Raw genomic sequence first — 17,461 nt, forward strand, 5'->3', positions numbered from 1 at the left:
CGTTCGCCTTCTGAGATCTTTGCGGACGGCCGGGTCTTTCAATGCGTCGATCGCAAGGACGTGCACACTGGTTTTGCTTTGCTCCGCATCGGCGGAGTTAATGTATCAAGGAGAAGTGGATAATGAAGAAAAGTCTTGGAATTGCAGGGCTGGCACTGGCCAGCTCGCTGCTGGCAACCAGCGCTGTTGCACAGGAGAATACACTGGACCTGCCAAGCACACTGGCCTGGAGCGCGTATGACGTGGGTTCCGGTGGTTATAACCAGGCAATTGCGATTGGCAACGCGCTCAAGCAGAAGTATGGCGTTAACCTGCGGGTGATTCCAGGCAAGAATGACGCGTCACGTTCGCTGCCGCTCAGACAAGGTCAGGTGCAGTTTGCCGCGACCGGCATTGCGGGCACTTACATGGCGCAGGAAGGAATGGACGAGTTTGGCAAGGCAATGTGGGGTCCTCAGCCCGTCAGAGCGGTCTTGCTGAACAACTCGGACCAGATTCTGACCGTGATTGCTGCAGCGGACGCGGGCATCAAGACACCGGCTGACCTTAAAGGCAAGCGTGTGTCATGGGTGATTGCTGCACCGTCGGTCAACGCTGCTGTGACAGGCATTCTGGCATTTGGCGGGCTGACCTGGGATGACGTCGAAAAAGTCGATTTTGGCGGGTTTGGCGCTTCTATGGACGGCGTAGTCGGCAACCGTGTTGACGCAGCATTCACGTCTTCCATTTCCGGAAAGGCCTACGAAGTGGCCAAGTCCCCCGGGGCATGGTCTACCTTGAAATGCCCAAAGGTGATGTCGAGGGATGGAAGCGTCTGCAGGCTGCTGCCCCGTACATGATCCCCGCCATGGGTACGGAAGGCGCCGACCTGAGCCCGGAGAAGCCCGCCGAGTCTGCTTCCTATCCTTACCCCGTTCTGATGACCAACGCATCCACCGATGCGTCGCTGGTCAATAAAATGCTCAATGCAATGGACGAGACGTTTGACGAGTACAAGGATGCTGCTCCCGGAAACGTGGGTTGGGCCATGGACCGTCAGAGCCTTTCATGGGTGGTTCCGTATCACGAGGGCGCAATTGAGTTCTTCAAGTCCAAGGGTATGTGGACGGATGAGGATCAGAAGAACAATGACATGCTGATCAAACGTCAGGAAGTGCTCGCCAAAGCCTGGCAGGACGTCAAGAGCCGCAAGCACGCCAATGCGGCGGAGTTTGAGCAGGACTGGATGAAGACGCGTGCAGGTGCGTTGACCGCCGCTGGCATGGATGCAGGGACGAGCAACTGGTAAGCAACTGGTAAGTAAATATGGCGGTGATTCGGGTATGTGCACACCACATGACATCGTCGCCGGTCAGATGTTTTGACAGTCTGGTGCGAACAGCTCCAAACCCCGGTTGATCAGCGCCGCAGCCTGCACTGACAAAAATCCTGGTCCCGGCCAGTCAGCTGAAGGTGCACATCGCAGAAAAATACCCCATGATCTCTTTGGAGCTCATGGGGTATTTCGTATTCCAGGCCAGATCCCGAACGAATGCTGGACGGGTCAGAGGGGGCCAGGCAACGCTGTTCTAATTGCTTGAAGGCGTGACACTGTCAATCGCACCCGAATCGCCAACAGTCACTATGAAACTGCCACTGGGTCCTTGCAGCGTGACCTGGGTTCCCGGTGCAAACCCGCCCAGAATCCCCGAAAGTGACGGCGGAGTCGGGATGGTGGGGCTGCCTGTACCGCCACCAAAGCCACCAGTACTACCTGTTCCACCACCGGTAGTCAAAGACCCGGAAAAGAAGCTCATGGAAGCACTGGGAGTGCTGGATGAGCCAGAAATGGTGGCACCGCTTGCGCCGCCAGCCGATGTTCCTCCAGCCAGTGCCGATCCCGATACGGCGAGGGCCAGCAAAGCACTTGACGCGGCGCTGATAAATTGCGTTTTACGAGCAGACATGATTCTCTCCGAGCTTGCGCTTATCTGAGGAAATTGAACGGCATACCGGCGGTCACAATCACGTTGAAACCGGCAGGTGTGCGATTGGTGATGTCGGCAAACAGCACGTTCATAACCAGCGGAAAACTTCTGACCGGAACGAAGGACAGGTTGGCGTTCAGCCCTTTGCCACTCCAGCCGATACTGGTGCCAAACTGGTCGTGCAACTGGATGCCAATGTCACCAAAAACACTGTATTGCGCACCGGAATCCATGTCATTGGAAAAGTTGCCATTACCGACGCCCAGCGACACATTCAGAGGGACCGTGCCAGAACCAAACGGGTTCTTGACTGGAGTCAAGCCGCTCAGGACGAGGTAGTTGCTTGCAACATCGGGTGCCAGACCGCCTTTGGTGGGCCAGGTCGAGCTGCAGGCATCGCTTCCACTGCAGGCAAAGTTATTGCGGCCCAGTGCGACCGACAGATATCCGCGATCACCCTCGTACAGCATGCGGTGAACCTTTGCATCGAAGCTCCAGTTGTCACCAAAGTTGCGCATCGACAACATGTTGGCCGAGACTTCGAGACCGACGAATTTGCGCGAGTCCAGCAAACCGGCTGTGAAAGACATGCTACCGTCATCTTCACTGCGCAGGTTGTCGCTGCCTGAATAGGCGACACCCACCATCACGTCACCCCAGTTGGCACCAAAGCCTGATGGAATGCCAGCACCCAGTGACGGGTAGTAGAGTCGTTCCAGTGTCAGGGGAGAAATCGTGTTGACCTGCGACATTGCCGAGCGCAGATCACGTTCCTGATCTTCGGTAATCTGAACGACTGGCGTTTGAGTGGTGGAAGTGGATGCTGCTGTCTGTGCAGCAGCATGGGAGAACGCACCGGCACCGATCGCCAGGCCCAGAGCGCTCGACGTCACGATTTTGTTCAGTGCTGATCTCGCAGATTTGGATTGCCCGATCATGGTGATCCTCTTGTTAGGCTAAATACGATGTGGAGTTATACATACGACTGATGCAGCAAGAACGCGGCAAACTTCATCTTTCTGGTTGATGCCGGGCATTCTGGAAACCTCAGTGGTGAGCCGACAGCAAGCGCCGCTTGTTGACTGATCGTGAATCCCGGGCAGGCCTCAAATGACCGAACCTGAAGCTAAATTGTCAGTACACTGCAAACCAGGTCTGGATGTTGAGTAACCAATCATTGATCAATCACTGATCATCAGAAGCAGTATAAATAAAATCGGACCCTATCTCAAAGTTTTTCTAAGATACAGAGCGGTTCATGGTGCTCAGTTAACAACGTTCTGTGAACGGCGGGCTAATCACCCGGATAACAGGCCGATGCAGGACTACTCACCTCAACAGTGTGCAGGATGCATGTATGACTGGTTGCACCTCCCCCGGGCGTCTGGTTTTATTCGGTCAGCTTTTGTCTTTCACAATCTACTGATTCCGCGACCTGGAGTGGGACAAAAGCCTGTTTCGTCAGGCTTCTGTCCCGGATGATCTTCATCCAGAATCACCCGAGACCGCTGCGCCTGCTGCGTGCCCCAGGTATTGATGGGTGCCGCCAGCGCGTCATCCCCAGCGCTTCGCTCAGACGGCAAACTACACATCGAAGGGCGTGTTTCTATTGCCCTTACGCCGACACGACTGCGTGCGAGGTGGCTGCGCTGGTCTACGCTGCTGGCCGTTGCGGTTTCCTGATGCGGTCAGTCTGTTTGACCCGTGGCCTGACCGACCCACGAACGGAGCCGGAGCACGGCAGAGGCCTTCTTGTGGACGGTCAGTTCCAGCTCGGTGATCCAGCGATGTAACGAATTTTCGGGGGTATTCAGAGGGGCACTCGAGGCCGGGAGATGTATGTTCAGGCCAGATCTGGCCCGAGCCAATGACGTGTCTTTTTTGCAACACCTGTGAGCCTGTTGTGAGCATTCTGCGTGCCTTCGCTCCTGGGCGTTGATCCAAGGTAAGCGGCAAGCCGCCTGGACAAAGCGGTCCGCCCGAATCCGTGGTTGCCCGTTTGTGTCCGTTCCTGCCAGATCGCTTGTTCAGGGTGATATTGTTGGCTACGCTAGGCAGTCCATGCAGAACAGCGACCCGGTCAAGCGTACTCAGTGCCGCTGCAGTCTGTACCCAATTACCCACTCGCGATAGAGGAAGTACACGTGAAACAGGATGACCTGCTCTCCAGGGCAATCAGCTTTCTGGATGATGAATGGATTGCTCAGGATCCGGTGCTCGCACCCGTGATGCCGATCGTGCTCGGGCGTGGCGTCGGACAGGACTGGCACAAGGCGGGCACTTTCAAACACCATCTGGTGGGTGTGGCGCGCAGTCTGTCTCTCTGGAATCAACCAGACGATGTCCGTCTGCTTGGATTGCTTCACAGCGTCTACGGCAATGCCCAGGTCGACATCATGAAGTTCGATCCGGCCTCTGAGCGCGGGCGCGTCCGGGACCTGGTCGGTGAATCTGCCGAGCGATTGATCTACCTCTACTGCGTGATTGCCCGTGTGGATCTGGTGCGGGCACTGTTTAATAACGAGATTCGGGGTGACGGCAGTCTGGCGCTCGACTCGTCTGACGGACCAGTTACGCTTGAAGCGCGCGACGTGGCTGCATTTGCGATCGTGACCATGGCTGATATCTGTGAGCAGTGGTACAGCTGGCAGGACGATATCTATTCCGGGTATCCGGATTACGAGGCGCAGAGTGCCGCGACTCACTGGGTGGCGGGGCTGTGGCCAGGTCCGATGCGACCTACGACCTACCGGATCAGTCAGGTTTCGCTTCTGGGGCAGTGTCTGCAACATCCGGCAATCAAAGATTTGCTCCCGGTGCCGCTCGTGTTTGACGGCTGTCAGCACGCGCTTGACCGACGCAAGGAAGCTGCGGCGACTGCGTTGTACTGGTCAGTGATTCAGCAGCAGCAACCCATGGTGTCGCCCGAGGCAACCATCGATGTGCTTGAACAGTGCATAGAGAACAACCCCTGGGTGGCCGAACCGTACTTTCTGCTGGCGCAACTGCACCTGACTGCCGGTCATTTTGAGCCGGCACTCCAGGCAGCTACGACTGGTTTGCAACGTACGGCTGAGTGGGGCAATTCCTGGGACAAGCGCGTTGGGTGGGACGCCTGGGTCTCGTGGGGCCGCATACTTGAACAATCAGCCCGGAATCGCACCTGGCCGCAGCAACTCAACAAGCTAAATAATGTGGCACTGAAATTCTGATCCCCAAGACAACGGGCCCGCTCAGGCGTGCCTGTTGGTGATGTAACGAAGCGCTATCGCGATGGGGTGGTTTCACTTTTCCGGTCACTTTTCGTGAGCGTCCAGTAACAGCCCTTCAATCAGCATCTTGGGAATAATGAGTCCGAGTGTCATGACCAGCACGATCAGGAGAGCGGCTGTGCCGTCGGCGGCAGATTGTGCGAGGACCGGCAACGGGGTTGCTGCCCCTTGCACATAGATATTGATCAAACCATCTGCGAACCTGAACACAAATATTCCGGGCATCAACGAGACGACTGAGGCGAAGGCGAGCGCGGCAAATGGCAAGTTCAGACGACGCGAAAGAAACGTCTGCACCGAGCCTGCGATAATGCAGGCGATCAGTGCGCCTGCGACCACACCACCACCAAGGTCCAGTACCCACCAGCGACTGCCATGAGCAATCATCCCGACGATGACCGGTACGGATGCGATCGTCCAGGGCAACGAGAAAAAGGCCGCGAAGGCAGCGACTGCGACCCCTGCGGCCAGAATGTCGAGCCACAACGGCGTGCTGGCCAATGACCCGTCAGAGGCCAGCGACCCGCCAGTCACAGACAAGCCCAGCAACAGGCCAGTGCAAACCGCCAGCAGAATCATGGCGCTGTAGGTTAGCCGGTGCAACCCGAGTCCGAGACGGCCTCGCACGAGGTCAAGGGATGCGTTCAGGATATGTGCGCCAGGAACCAGGATCATGCAAGGTGCGATCTCCACAAACTGTAGTCCTGCGTCCGAGAGAAAGTGCTGGGCCAGGCCACCGGTCAGTCCAGCGATCAGCGCCGCGACCAGAGGCTGCACGTACAGATTGCAAGAGCGGGCGGCCAGCAGACGGCGAACCCCTGCGCCGAGGGTGGCTGCCATGAAAATAAGGAGCAGGGTGCTCAGGTCAGAAACTCCGAAGATAATGCCCAGTGCACTGGCGCCTAACCCCGCCATCAGAATGAACCGCAGATGACTGGCTGGTGGCAGATGGGCAATGGCCTGCAAATCCTCAAGCGCACGCCCGAGGTGTTCAGGGCTCAGCCGTTGTGCATCCTTGCAGATCCGGTTGATGTAACCCAGCGTTCGGGAAACCTTGTTCATGTCGACCCCGACTGGTCGAACCACCACGAGCTCGGTGGTCACCTGCTTCGAAAGCATGCCAGCCACTTTGCCGCCTGGTTGTTCGGATGGCTCCTTGTCGATGGGCACGATCTGGCAGGCAATCCCTTCCCACTGTGGCACCATCTGGATTTGCAGGCCGTATGCAGTGGCCAGTCGCGTGGTGTCCTGAATCACGCGGTGTGTGGTCTGACCGTTGGCCATGAGCAGGGTGATGACCTGGTGGATGATCTCGATGGGTGTCGTGCTCATGCGTCTGCTATGCCTGAATCTTCTTGAGTCGGGATATGTCGGTTTTAGGGCGCGAAACCGTGAAGGAAGTAACCAAACCGAATGACCAGACCAAGTACACCATGCCGCGCGATCAAACTTGACCGCTTTTTTCGGTACGGTGTCAACGGAGGGGTGACGGTGACTGTTTCGCTGCCCCCCGTTGGTGTCATTGCCGGGTGGATTGCCGCAAGCAATCCACAGCCCTGGTCGATCAGTTGGTATAAACCGGCTTGTAGGCCATGTTTCTGATATGAGCCTCGATATCAGCCGGTTTCTCGACCCGAGCCAGATCTTGCTCGAATATGTACTCGGCAATACGGGCCGCCGTATGCAGTGAGGCATCCAGTATCTGGGACTGAGGCGGGTAGATCAGACCTGTATCGAGCTCGGCCTGGTTGACCTGTTCAGCAACCGCTTTGGCGGCGACGATGAACATCTGTTCTGTCACGCGCCTGGCGTCGGTTGCCAGCACTGCCATGCCCATGGCCGGGAAGATGTACACGTTGTTGCCCTGGCCGGGCACGAACGTTTGACCCATGTAACTGACCGGCTGAAAAGGGCTTCCACTGGCAAATATCGCCTTGCCTCTGGACCATTTGTAGGCCTCTTCTGCAGTGCACTCCGAGCGTGAGGTCGGATTGGAGTACGGAAAGATGATGGGCCGCTCATTAACAGCCGACATGGCTTCGATCACCGGCTGATTGAAGAGCTTGGGAACTGTGCTGACCCCGACGATGCCTTGCGGTTTGATCATGTTGATGGCATCGACAAAAGAATTGCAGGGCTTGCTGTCGTGTGCAAACGGTTTCTGGAAGTCCGCGAGATCGGTGCGGCTGCTCTCGACCAGACCATTGATATCGAACAGCCAGTTGCGAGCGCGCGCTTGCTCGATGGTCAGCCCTTCCATCACCATCGCCTGACTGATCAGTTCGGCAATGCCGGTGGCAGCCGACCCGGCACCCATGAACAGGAAGGTCTGGTCAGTGAGTTTCTGTCCGGAAATCCGCAATGCACCGTAGATACCGGCCAGTGCGACGCCAGCGGTTCCCTGGATATCATCGTTGTAGGTGCAGATCTTGTCCTTGTATCGCGCCAGGATCGGCACAGCGTTGAAGTTTGCAAAGTCTTCCCACTGGATGCAGCTACTGGGGTACATCGTCTGGACCGCATCGACGAACTCTTCAATGAACGCGTCGTATTCCTCGCCCCGCACTCTGGGTTGCTGCAGCCCGAGGTACAGGGGGTCTTCGAGCAACGTGTGATTGTTGGTGCCAACATCGAGCGTGATCGGGAGGGTCAGCTCAGGTGGCACGCCAGCGACTGCCGTATAGAGCGCCAGTTTGCCGATCGGGATGCCCATTCCACCTACACCCAGGTCACCGAGTCCGAGAATGCGTTCGCCGTCGGTCACGACAATGAACCTGACATCCTTCTGGGGCCAGTTCGCCAGCAACTCCTTGACCCGTCCTTTGGCTGTAATGGGCAGGTAAAGGCCGTGTGCACTACGAAAGATGTGATCGAACTTCTGGCAGGCTTCACCGACTGTAGGGGTGTAGACCAGCGGCATGAAACGTGCTGGATCAGACATCAGCACAGCATAGAACAGCGTCTGATTGCGACTTTGCAGATCCATGAGGAACAGATAACGCTGCAGGTCGTTGTCGAGCATGTCAAGTTGGGTGTGCACGCGTGCGATTTGCAGTTCGAGTGTGTCGACGCCGGGGGCAATAGTCCTTCCAGACCGGACTGCTGACGGGCCTGCTGGCTAAATGCGGTGCCACGGTTCTGAACGGGGTCATGCAACAGGGTATAGCCACTGGCTGAAGGACTGTTCGACATGAAATGACTCCTGAATGAGCGATTGGGTTGTAATGAAACGTGATTTGAAAGCTTGACTTGCTACGAGGCCGCGAGCTGTGCGATGGGTGTGCATGCAGCCAGGCGGGTGTGCCAGACGGCAACCCCGCCTGTCTGTCTGTGTATCGGGCTTCTAGAGCTGGTTCTCTGGCTTGCGGTTTCTTATCTGGGTTGATCGGCGTGAGCCACGTAGGGGTGCACCATCTTGGATGGGTCCACAACCTGGTCAAACTCCTCTTCAGATACAAATCCCAGATCCAGTGCGGCCGCCTTGAGTGTCATGTCGTGATCCATGGCATGGTGTGCGATCTGGGATGCCTTGTCATAGCCAATGACCGGCGCGAGCGCGGTGACCAGCATGAGCGAGCGTTCGACGTACTCGGCAATCTTCTTGTGATTGGGCTCTGTCCCTTCAACCAGATACTTGCGGAAATTCTGGCAACCGTCTGTCAGCAACGTGATCGAGTGCGCGATGTTGTAAATCATGAGTGGCTTGTACACGTTCATCTCGAGGTAGCCGCTCGCACCCCCAAATCCCACTGCGACATCGTTTGCCATGACTTGTGCGGCCAGCATGGTGAGCGCTTCGGCCTGGGTCGGATTGACTTTGCCCGGCATGATCGATGAGCCCGGCTCGTTCTCCGGAATATGTAATTCTGCAAAGCCTGCTCTGGGTCCGCATGACAGCAGGCGGATGTCGTTACCGATCTTGAAAAGCGATGCCGCCATGGTGCGCAGCGCACCTGACAGGTGAACCAATGCATCATGCGAGCCCTGAACGGTGAACTTGTTGGGTGCCGTGATGAACGGAAGGCCGGTCAACCTGGCAATTTCACTCGCCACAGCTGCGTCGAATCCGGGTGCCGCGTTGATCCCGGTGCCCACTGCCGTGCCGCCTAGTGCAAGGTGATACACACTCTTGAGCGAGTCTGTGATTCTTTCCATGCCATCGTCGAGCATGCCGACATATCCAGACCACTCCTGACCCAGCGTGAGCGGTGTGGCGTCCTGCATGTGCGTGCGACCAATCTTGACGATGTCCTTCCATGCCTCGGCTTTTGCGTGCATGGCATCGCGCAGACCTTGAACGCCGGGGATCAGTCTTTGCGTGGTGTTGACCGCTGCGGCAATATACATTGCAGACGGAAACGAGTCGTTAGACGACTGCGACATGTTGACGTGATCGTTTGGGTGCACCGGGGTCTTGCTGCCCAGTGCGGTGCCAGCAAGCTGGCAGCAACGATTGGAGATCACCTCGTTGACGTTCATGTTGAACTGGGTGCCGCTACCGGTCATCCAGACGTGTAGCGGGAACATGTCATGGTGCTGGCCATTCAGGATCTCGTCGCAGACCTGGTTGATCAGGTCATGCTGCGTGTCGCCAAGACGACCGCTGGCATGGTTCACATTGGCAGCAGCCTTCTTGAGCGTGGCGTAGGCGGTAATCATTTCCCGAGGCATCAAGTCCTTGCCAATGCTGAAATGTTCGAGCGAACGTTGTGTCTGGGCTCCCCAGAGTTTGTCCTCGGGGACTTCGACCACGCCGAGACTATCGGATTCTTTTCGTACACCTGTCATGATGATTCCTCTATCGGAAAAACGTGTTGCTGTATCGGGTAGGGCGGTTGGGGCTGTCGCGCATGCCGGGCTATCTGGCTCACTGCACTGACTCACTGTGTCAGACATTTGGTCCAGAGCCTTGCCTGGGTCTGTGCAAGATTCTCCGGTTCCTGCGCATACGAGATGTGCCTCTGCCCCCTGGCGAAACCGGATGGCGCGCTACGACAGGGCGGCAATGGGTAACTGGTTTGCAGTAAGAGGTGGAATCTGTCGGATCGGCAAGCGCTGCGCCGGGGTGGCTGCCGTGAAATCATCGAGTGACGAGATTCGTCGGCCGGGTGACTACTTTGAAAGTAATGAGTGTTCTGGTTGTATTTGTTGACCTGATCACTCGGACGGTGTTGATCGTGCTGGTGACGATGTTTGATATGTGGCACAGTCCCACCATGAAAATAGCCACAGCCCCGAAGGGTCTGGATTCGAGACAACCAGATCAGTGTGAGATGGACAGTCGACATCCAAGCGCATTCAGCAGGCACCATTCACCTTTTATTGACAACATGCATGACAGGATTCTTTGCTTTTTTTAGCATGTCTGCAAGATATTTGGCAGTCACCTCAGGTGCGAATGTGGGGCTTTGTAAAAAGTATTGATCTGCCGCATGTCAAAGACGACCTCCCAGGCCTGAATGTGCTCGTTTCTCACTGATTCTTACTGCCACAGATTCCATGGACGCTGACCGCACAATCCACTGCGGTGCGCGAGCATGACACGCGCTACAGATAGAAGCGATGTGTCGATCAATGGGTCTATCGATAAAGCAAAGATGGGCTGGTGCTGGCGACCTTGGTGTCTGGTGCCTGCACATGTCTGGCAAATGCGCGAACGGAAAGCTCCGCGCCACGCATGCTGTCATCCAGTGGGTAGGTCAGAGCCGGGGATGGGGTGTACCAGACAGTGTCGTGTCTGGTTCCGTTCACGTACACGTAAAAGGCGTATTCGAGTGTGGCATTGGCTGCGAATACGTCTCGTACAGATGCTGTTGCCACCAGGGAGTTGCCCAGAATCTCGATGCGACATCTGATCAGTGTCTTGCTGTGCACCAGTCCCATGTCAACGAAGGGCAACGACTCGAACGCCTCGTCAGACAGGTCCGATAGGGAAGGGTTGACCGGGATGTCCAGTAGTTCGGGCCACAGCATCTCGAGGCACCCGTACATGCCCCGGGCTTCAAGCCAGTCATCAAATGGCAGTGACATGAAAAGTCGCAGGACTTCCCGGCAGTTAAAGATGCACACCGTTTCGAAGGCGATGTCGCTTTCTCGCACTAGCCCTGACTGCCAGACTGCAATGCTGTGTTCGAGTTCATACAAGGTCATCACATCAAAACCCAGGCTGCCTTCCAGCAATCCGCTCAGACGCAGATAGCGCTCGGACTGGGTCAGCACGAACGGATGCGTTTTGCAGAGGGCTTCTTTGCAGTAGATGGCAGCAAACTTCTCGATCAGGCTGGCTTGGCCATTGGTGATGCGTCCGACCGCGCCCCGGTGGTAGTAGGCTCTGAGTGCTTCGCCGATGTTCGAGCGCAGATGCAGGTCGTATCCGGGTATCTGGGTCGCGTAAGCGTGCGCCAGTGGATAGAAATGCTCGAACGTATTGTTTTGTTTGAGGTCCTTCAATAGCCGGGTGTATGCAGGGTCCGACGGCGGGTGCTCGTAGTCAAACGTGACGTTGTGAATCTGCAGTCCAAACCGGCCTGCGATCTGGTTGGCAAGCGCCACATCCACATAGTTCACGGGCTCCCGGGCTCGCGTGTAACAAAAGAACGAGAGACGGGGCAAGGAAGTTCGGCATGCCGCCAGTGTCAGTCGGCTGTCCAGTCCTGCGGTTAGAGACGCCACGGTTTTGTAGTTGCGCGAGAACGACTCGACGGTGCGACGAAAAAGGGTTGAGCAACGGCTAACAACCTCGTCAAGCGAGAGCTCCTTTCTGGGATTTCTGGGAAATATGCGCGTGAGATGATTGTCCGTCAGACGCAATGCGTTGTTCGAAGGAAGTTGATAGACGTGTTCATAGAGCGTTGCAAACCCGGGCAGGTAGCTCATGTTGTATGGGCGAGGTCTGGCTTCGCTCAAGAATGTCTGAACAGCCGGGTCGAGTCGGCACCCGATTACCGGCCCAAGTGCTTGTGCAAGCAAAGAGGGGTGGGAGGAAATGATCCCGGCACAGGCTTCCGAGTAAAAGACGCTGCGCATTGAGGTGGCGTCTGACACGACCTGCAATTCGCAATGATCGGCAGATTTGTAGAAGCAGACGAATCGGCCCGAACACAGATCCAGCGCATCGAGAAACGCGTCCATTCCGCTCAGAAGCCGTCTTGCCAGCATTGCCGAGATGTCCGGGCAATCCTGATGGTCAGGCTGGCCGGGATCGTCAGCCAGCGAAACAACGTGTCCGAGCAGTAGCACATAGCAGTTATCTCGACTTGCGACGCTGATCGGCAGGCGCGAGTCGTACTGAAGGGTGATCTGGCGGTCTTGATGGGTGCGCCACTGCGCGCACCACCCGTCATGCCCCATTGGAGCTGGTCGTGCAGACTCTGGCGAGAGATGCCCGGGGTCGACCTGGATGGGTTCAGGCAGTGCGCCGATTCCATGGACACCGGTGAACTCTGACGTCGCTCCCAGGCGGCCAGATATCCCGGGCAACCAGGCCAGATAGCCCCTGGCATACAAAGATGACTGCAGTCCAGGCGACTGTATGAGCGATTGCTGGTTTTCGGTGGGGCTTGCCTCAGAACACCCGCCAGTTTGACACGCATGGTGCCGGGCATTTTTCAGTGAATCTAGCATGAGTGCCTTTGGGGAGTACATCGGCTTCTTGTTTGCACGATTGCCCTGTCTGAAGTCCAGTTTCTGCCTGGCAATCTGATCACTGTCGACAGACACCTTGCTATCTTGCCATTTTGCGATCTTGCGAAACGTCGGGACCGCGCAATGTATCAGCTTGATGGTACCAGTGATACTAATATAAATTTACCGGTCTGTCGGGTAGTGAAGTATGGCCGCTTTTGATTTGTCCCCGCGTCTTCTGATTTCGCTGTCAATGCTATGCAAAAGACAGCTTCGCACTGGCGAATTGCAGTCTGGCCAGTCGTGCATACAGTCCGCCCTGTGTGATCAGGTCCCGGTGCAGGCCTTGCTCGACAATGCGGCCGTTATCCATTACCAGAATCCAGTCTGAATTCTGAACGGTTGCCAGACGGTGAGCGATGGTTATTGATGTCCTGCCCGGCAGAACCGTATTGAGGGCGTGTTGTACCTCGCGTTCGGATTCGGCATCCAGTGCACTGGTGGCTTCGTCGAGCAGCAGGATGGGCGGGTTCTTGAGAATTGCCCGGGCGATCGAGATACGCTGCTTCTGTCCACCAGAAAGACGCACGCCACGTTCGCCCAGAAAGCTCTGGTATCCCTGCGGCAGTGCTGAGATGAAACCATGCGCGTGGGCACTGATGGCAGCAGCTATCACTTCGTCGTCTGTGGCATCAAGCCGCCCGTAACGTATATTCTCCATGGCAGTGGATGCGAAGATCACGGGCTCCTGAGGAACAATTCCGATCTTGTGTCGAAGCTCGTTCAAAGGCCACTGGGTAATGTTGCGCCCGAGTACATCAATGTGACCTGCCGAGGGTTCATAAAACATCAAAAGCAGCGAGAACAGGGTGGTTTTACCCGCGCCAGATGGGCCGACCAGTGCGTAGCGAGCCCCGCTTGCAATGGTCAGGTTCAAGTGATCCAGTGAGGGTGCATCAGGCCGGGAAGGGTAGTAGAAAGTCGTGTCGACGAACTGAATGGCTGGTTCTGGCCTTGACCCAGGCTCAGATGGCGGTGAACAGCCAGTCGGGGCATCTTGTACATGGACATCCATGGAGTCTGATGTCTGAAGTGGCTGGCAAGCGGTTTCGTGCACCGCCTGTTTCTGATCGGGGTCTGCCTGCATCAACTCGACCAGTCGCTCGGTGGCCCCTGCTGCGCGCTGCAGGTCTCCCCAGGTTTCAGACAGAGCGCCAATCGAACCGGCAACAAACACGGCATACAGGACGAACTGGGTGAGCTGGCCAATGGTCATGCTGCCATCTGCTACCTGACGTGCACCCATCCAGAGCACAAACACGATCACCGAGAACGTCATCATGATGGCCAGTGCGGTCAGCGCAGATCGCATGCGGATGCGCTTTCTGGCTTCGTTAAAGGCTAGTTCAACGGCGTTCTCGTATCGCTTCTGTTCATGCGACTCGCGCACGAAAGCCTGAACGGTCGTCATGGCATTGAGTACCTCGCCAGCCATGGCACTGGTGTCTGCAACTTTGTCCTGGCTGGCTCGTGAAATCTTTCTGACGCGTCTGCCCAGTGCCCAGAGTGGCAGCACCACACCAATCAATAGTGCAATCATGATGCCGGCAAGCGTCGGGCTGGTGATCAGCATCATGGCCATGCCGCCAACGAGCATGACTGCGCTTCGCAATGCAATTGAAACGCTCGATCCAACCAGTGTCTGGACCAGTGTGGTGTCACTGGTCAGACGGGAGAGCACCTCACCGGTCTGCAATGTTTCGAAGTAGGCGGGATTCTGGCGAAGGATGTTTCGATAGACGGTCTGCCTGATATCGGCCACGACCCGCTCGCCTAGCCACGACATTATGTAATAGCGCCCGGATGTGGCCAGGGCGAGCACCATTGCAACGATTAGCAGATTCAAGAATTTTCGGTTGACGGTCTCGCTGGTCAGTCCTGTGTCGACCAGATCCCGAAATGCCAGTGGTACGGTGAGCGTAGCGGCTGCCGCCATGACTAGTAAAAACAGCGCAAGTAGCCACTGCGCCCGGTATCGGGCGATCACTCGATATTCTTTGAGCCAATGGGTGATGCTGCCGAGTCTGGGTGTCATTTGCGAAAATGAACTACTTTACCCTATGCGCAGCAAAGGATGGCGTTTCACGGGGAGGATGAGTCCCCGTCTCGGCCAGGAACTGGCCGGGTTCGAGTTTGCGGGTTGGTGCGTCCACCCATTGGCCACCCAATCGCCACCCATTGGCCACCAGTTTCCAGCACTTTGTCGCGAAACAACGATGTGAACCGCCCAGGGGCGGTGTCCAGAATGTCCTACATGAACGCTCCGGTTCAGGCCCGCTTTTTGCGCGACCTGCCTGCCCGGTTCCTCCACAGTGCCAGCGGCGCTTACCTCTCCAGCCAGTTGGGGCGGCTTTGCCTGCTGGCCGCAAGCGCCCCCGCTACAACGACGCAAGGAGTTGAGCGGTGGGAGAGTTCATCTGGAATTTCGAGCATTCTGTCGATGTCAATCATGCCAATGCTGGATCTGCAGCAACCGTTGGAGCTGAATCCTGTACGGTAGCTCTTCGCATTGCTCGCCTGTCTGATTCGTTAAAAGGTCTGCCACGGTGCATAGTGCAGCGGTTATCCCAAATCACAACATCATTTGTCCGCCAGCGATGGCGGTAAGTGAATTCGGGACGAGTGGCAAACTGCATCAATTCATCAAGTAGTCGCAGGCTGTCTTCCTTGTTCATCTGACCGATATGAGAAATATGAGATGCTAAGTACAGCGACTTACGACCTGTGGCTGGATGCGTTCTGACGAGAACCTGCTGTACCGGGGGTTGGCGCTGGCACCAGTCGTCTGGAACCGAGTCAACTTTGAAACCGGTCAGCATCCGTGAGTGGAAATAGTCATGCGTTGCAATTAAGGGTTCAAACTCCACTTTCCTCTCATTTTCTAAAGCATCCCAAGCCGCACGCATATCTGCAAATTCTGTTGCTCCACCGACAGGAGTCACTTCTTGAGCTGAGAGTATCGATGTAGGTGGCTACATATGGCGAGATGCATACTCTTTAAAAATCTCCACCATACAGAAATTATGCACTCGTAAGTTGAACGATTACAAATCAAAAGGGGGGATTTTCCCTTCAACTCACAAAAAACTTCCTTTAGGCTTCAGCAACCAGTGCGATGTCCCCATGACCGGTTTCGTACTGCACCTTTCTCGTGCCGATGGATTCTGCTCAGTTGCCCCTTGATCGCCAGCGTCCGCTTAATGATGAGGAAGTCGATGAGAGCCGCTTTCCCTTGGGAGTCCGCAAGCGCGTCGATGCTGGACTTGTTGGTGCGTTGTGCGGTCAGAAATCGTGGCATGCCTCTACCCTGGGGTTGTTGTTTTCATCTGTTCAGAAAACCACCATTTTCCGAATACATCGGCGAATGCGACAACATGAAATGAACCTGCTGCAACCGCCTGGAACACGCGAGGGTACGATCATGAAAACAGTAAGCGCCACCGTCCCTGTGACTGTGAAGGCAGAAGTGGCTACCGTCCTGGCCGAACACGGCATCAGCATGACGGCCTTCGTGCGTCAGTTGCTGACCCGTGTGGCGGCCCGCGATGCTGAAACGCTGGCATGGCTCGATGAGGCCCGCAGATGACCAAGCCGCGTTACACGTTGGACGAACTGCTGGCTGGAGCCGAAACCTCCGGGGCCTACCCGTTATCGCCTGAAGAACGAGAATGGGTTGATGCCCCGGCAGTTGGCCGCGAGGTGTTGGTCGAGGACTTGCAAAGCGCGCAAGCCATACATGCGTATCTGGCCCACGCCGAGGCCTCTGGTGACGCGGCCTATATTGAGCACGCCCGCGAAATCGCGGCCCAGGCAAAGATCAGCATCAGGGGTGAGCCATAGCGGTCGTGTTTAGGGTCAAACCCCAGATCTGCTGAATATCATCGCTTGGTACGACTAAGGTGGGCAGATGCACCCCATTGAGCGTGCCGCCGAACTGCGCACTCGTTTAGTGAGGGTTCACCCGTTCGTTGATGGCAATGGCCGCACCGCTCACCCGCTGCTGAACTTCGAACTTCCTTCATGTGCATGCCCAACATTCGCTCCCACAGCGGGTTTTGTGGATCGATAGCCTGCGCAGGCTCCAATCGATTGGCTCGAAAAGGCAACGATTTCGATGATGGCAGAACGACCATGTGGTTCGCATAGCCATCTGCCATGGGGAACCGAACCGTTTTGAAACCTTAAGGTTGCAAAAATCCAGCTACCATGAGATTATAGCGCTCGTGTTGTCCATTAAAAGTTACATTATGAAGATGCTCAAGTCCATGTACGCTTTGTCTCCGATGATTGCGAAAGCACGCAAAGAAAAGGGGATGACACAAGCCGCGCTGGCTCAAGCCATTGGCGTAAGCCGCAAAACCGTTTCCGAAATGGAGAGCGGCGACATTCGCAAAGTGGCCTTGGGTACCGTTGTCGAAGCTTTGCGCGCCGTGAACTATCGCATTGACGTAGGGCCAAATGTACCGCCTGATGCCGAAGAGCTGCTTCGCATGAGTTATGCGCGCAGATTGAACAAAAACAATAGCGAGTCGGCTTGAT

Annotated in this window: 16 protein-coding genes; 8 read left to right on the forward strand and 8 right to left on the reverse strand. The window is 56.2% G+C overall.

Going from position 1 to position 17,461, the window contains the following annotated elements:
* The first annotated feature begins 122 nt into the window (after window positions 1-122).
* From DBV39_RS00775 to DBV39_RS19320, 3 genes are all read left to right on the forward strand, one after another.
* Window positions 123-839, forward strand: a complete 717-nt coding sequence (locus DBV39_RS00775) for a TAXI family TRAP transporter solute-binding subunit (protein WP_108619931.1) — start codon at window positions 123-125, stop codon at window positions 837-839.
* Window positions 782-1,288, forward strand: coding sequence for a TAXI family TRAP transporter solute-binding subunit (locus DBV39_RS00780; protein ID WP_159078707.1), 507 nt, complete (start codon window positions 782-784; stop codon window positions 1,286-1,288). The genes DBV39_RS00775 and DBV39_RS00780 overlap by 58 nt, the downstream gene beginning before the upstream one ends.
* A 335-nt stretch (window positions 1,289-1,623) precedes the next feature.
* Entirely contained in the window at window positions 1,624-1,974 is a 351-nt protein-coding gene (locus tag DBV39_RS19320; protein WP_159078708.1) for a hypothetical protein, read from the forward strand.
* On the opposite strand, the gene DBV39_RS00795 is transcribed toward DBV39_RS19320, so the two are convergent.
* The gene (locus tag DBV39_RS00795) at window positions 1,967-2,905 is read right to left on the reverse strand and encodes a hypothetical protein (RefSeq protein WP_108619935.1); all 939 of its coding nucleotides are present in this window, start codon (window positions 2,903-2,905) and stop codon (window positions 1,967-1,969) included. The two genes, DBV39_RS19320 and DBV39_RS00795, sit on opposite strands and share 8 nt — an antisense overlap.
* Window positions 2,906-4,111: 1,206 nt before the next feature.
* Here DBV39_RS00795 and DBV39_RS00800 point away from each other — a divergent pair.
* Complete coding sequence (locus DBV39_RS00800) at window positions 4,112-5,179, forward strand: DUF6817 domain-containing protein (protein WP_227870744.1); 1,068 nt, start codon at window positions 4,112-4,114, stop codon at window positions 5,177-5,179.
* Window positions 5,180-5,263: 84 nt separating this feature from the next.
* Here DBV39_RS00800 and DBV39_RS00805 read toward each other — a convergent pair whose 3' ends face one another.
* From DBV39_RS00805 to DBV39_RS00840, 7 genes are all read right to left on the reverse strand, one after another.
* Window positions 5,264-6,571, reverse strand: coding sequence for a threonine/serine exporter family protein (locus DBV39_RS00805; RefSeq protein ID WP_108619936.1), 1,308 nt, complete (start codon window positions 6,569-6,571; stop codon window positions 5,264-5,266).
* A gap of 232 nt (window positions 6,572-6,803) precedes the next feature.
* Window positions 6,804-8,279, reverse strand: a complete 1,476-nt coding sequence (locus DBV39_RS00810) for an NAD-dependent malic enzyme (protein WP_322348733.1) — start codon at window positions 8,277-8,279, stop codon at window positions 6,804-6,806.
* 332 nt (window positions 8,280-8,611) lie between these two features.
* Window positions 8,612-10,027 carry a class II fumarate hydratase gene (fumC, locus tag DBV39_RS00815; protein ID WP_108619937.1) on the reverse strand — a complete coding sequence of 472 codons (1,416 nt, stop codon included), beginning with the start codon at window positions 10,025-10,027 and terminating at the stop codon, window positions 8,612-8,614.
* A gap of 792 nt (window positions 10,028-10,819) precedes the next feature.
* Window positions 10,820-12,958, reverse strand: a complete 2,139-nt coding sequence (locus DBV39_RS00825) for an asparagine synthetase B family protein (RefSeq protein ID WP_108619939.1) — start codon at window positions 12,956-12,958, stop codon at window positions 10,820-10,822.
* A 160-nt stretch (window positions 12,959-13,118) separates the two neighbouring features.
* Window positions 13,119-14,957, reverse strand: a complete 1,839-nt coding sequence (locus DBV39_RS00830; RefSeq protein WP_108619940.1) for an ABC transporter transmembrane domain-containing protein — start codon at window positions 14,955-14,957, stop codon at window positions 13,119-13,121.
* A gap of 412 nt (window positions 14,958-15,369) precedes the next feature.
* Window positions 15,370-15,864: a TauD/TfdA dioxygenase family protein gene (locus DBV39_RS00835; protein ID WP_159078709.1), complete on the reverse strand. Its 495-nt coding sequence runs from the start codon at window positions 15,862-15,864 to the stop codon at window positions 15,370-15,372.
* Window positions 15,865-16,022: 158 nt separating this feature from the next.
* Window positions 16,023-16,220, reverse strand: a complete 198-nt coding sequence (locus DBV39_RS00840; protein WP_108619942.1) for a hypothetical protein — start codon at window positions 16,218-16,220, stop codon at window positions 16,023-16,025.
* A 123-nt stretch (window positions 16,221-16,343) separates the two neighbouring features.
* Between DBV39_RS00840 and DBV39_RS19650 the strand changes: the two genes are divergently transcribed.
* The 4 genes from DBV39_RS19650 (at window position 16,344) to DBV39_RS00860 (ending at window position 17,460) form a co-directional block, all read left to right on the forward strand.
* Window positions 16,344-16,508 (forward strand): hypothetical protein, encoded by a 165-nt coding sequence (locus DBV39_RS19650; protein WP_193853039.1) that lies wholly within the window; start codon window positions 16,344-16,346, stop codon window positions 16,506-16,508.
* A complete protein-coding gene (locus DBV39_RS00850) occupies window positions 16,505-16,762 on the forward strand; it encodes a helix-turn-helix domain-containing protein (protein WP_108619944.1) in 258 nt (85 codons plus the stop codon). Before DBV39_RS19650 ends, DBV39_RS00850 begins: the two co-directional genes overlap by 4 nt.
* A 67-nt stretch (window positions 16,763-16,829) precedes the next feature.
* Window positions 16,830-16,991, forward strand: coding sequence for a Fic family protein (locus tag DBV39_RS00855; RefSeq protein WP_108619945.1), 162 nt, complete (start codon window positions 16,830-16,832; stop codon window positions 16,989-16,991).
* Window positions 16,992-17,145: 154 nt separating this feature from the next.
* The gene (locus tag DBV39_RS00860; protein WP_227870745.1) at window positions 17,146-17,460 is read left to right on the forward strand and encodes a helix-turn-helix transcriptional regulator; all 315 of its coding nucleotides are present in this window, start codon (window positions 17,146-17,148) and stop codon (window positions 17,458-17,460) included.
* The last annotated feature ends 1 nt before the right edge of the window (window position 17,461 follow it).

The organism is Orrella marina (genome assembly GCF_003058465.1).
GTDB lineage: Bacteria > Pseudomonadota > Gammaproteobacteria > Burkholderiales > Burkholderiaceae_B > Algicoccus > Algicoccus marinus.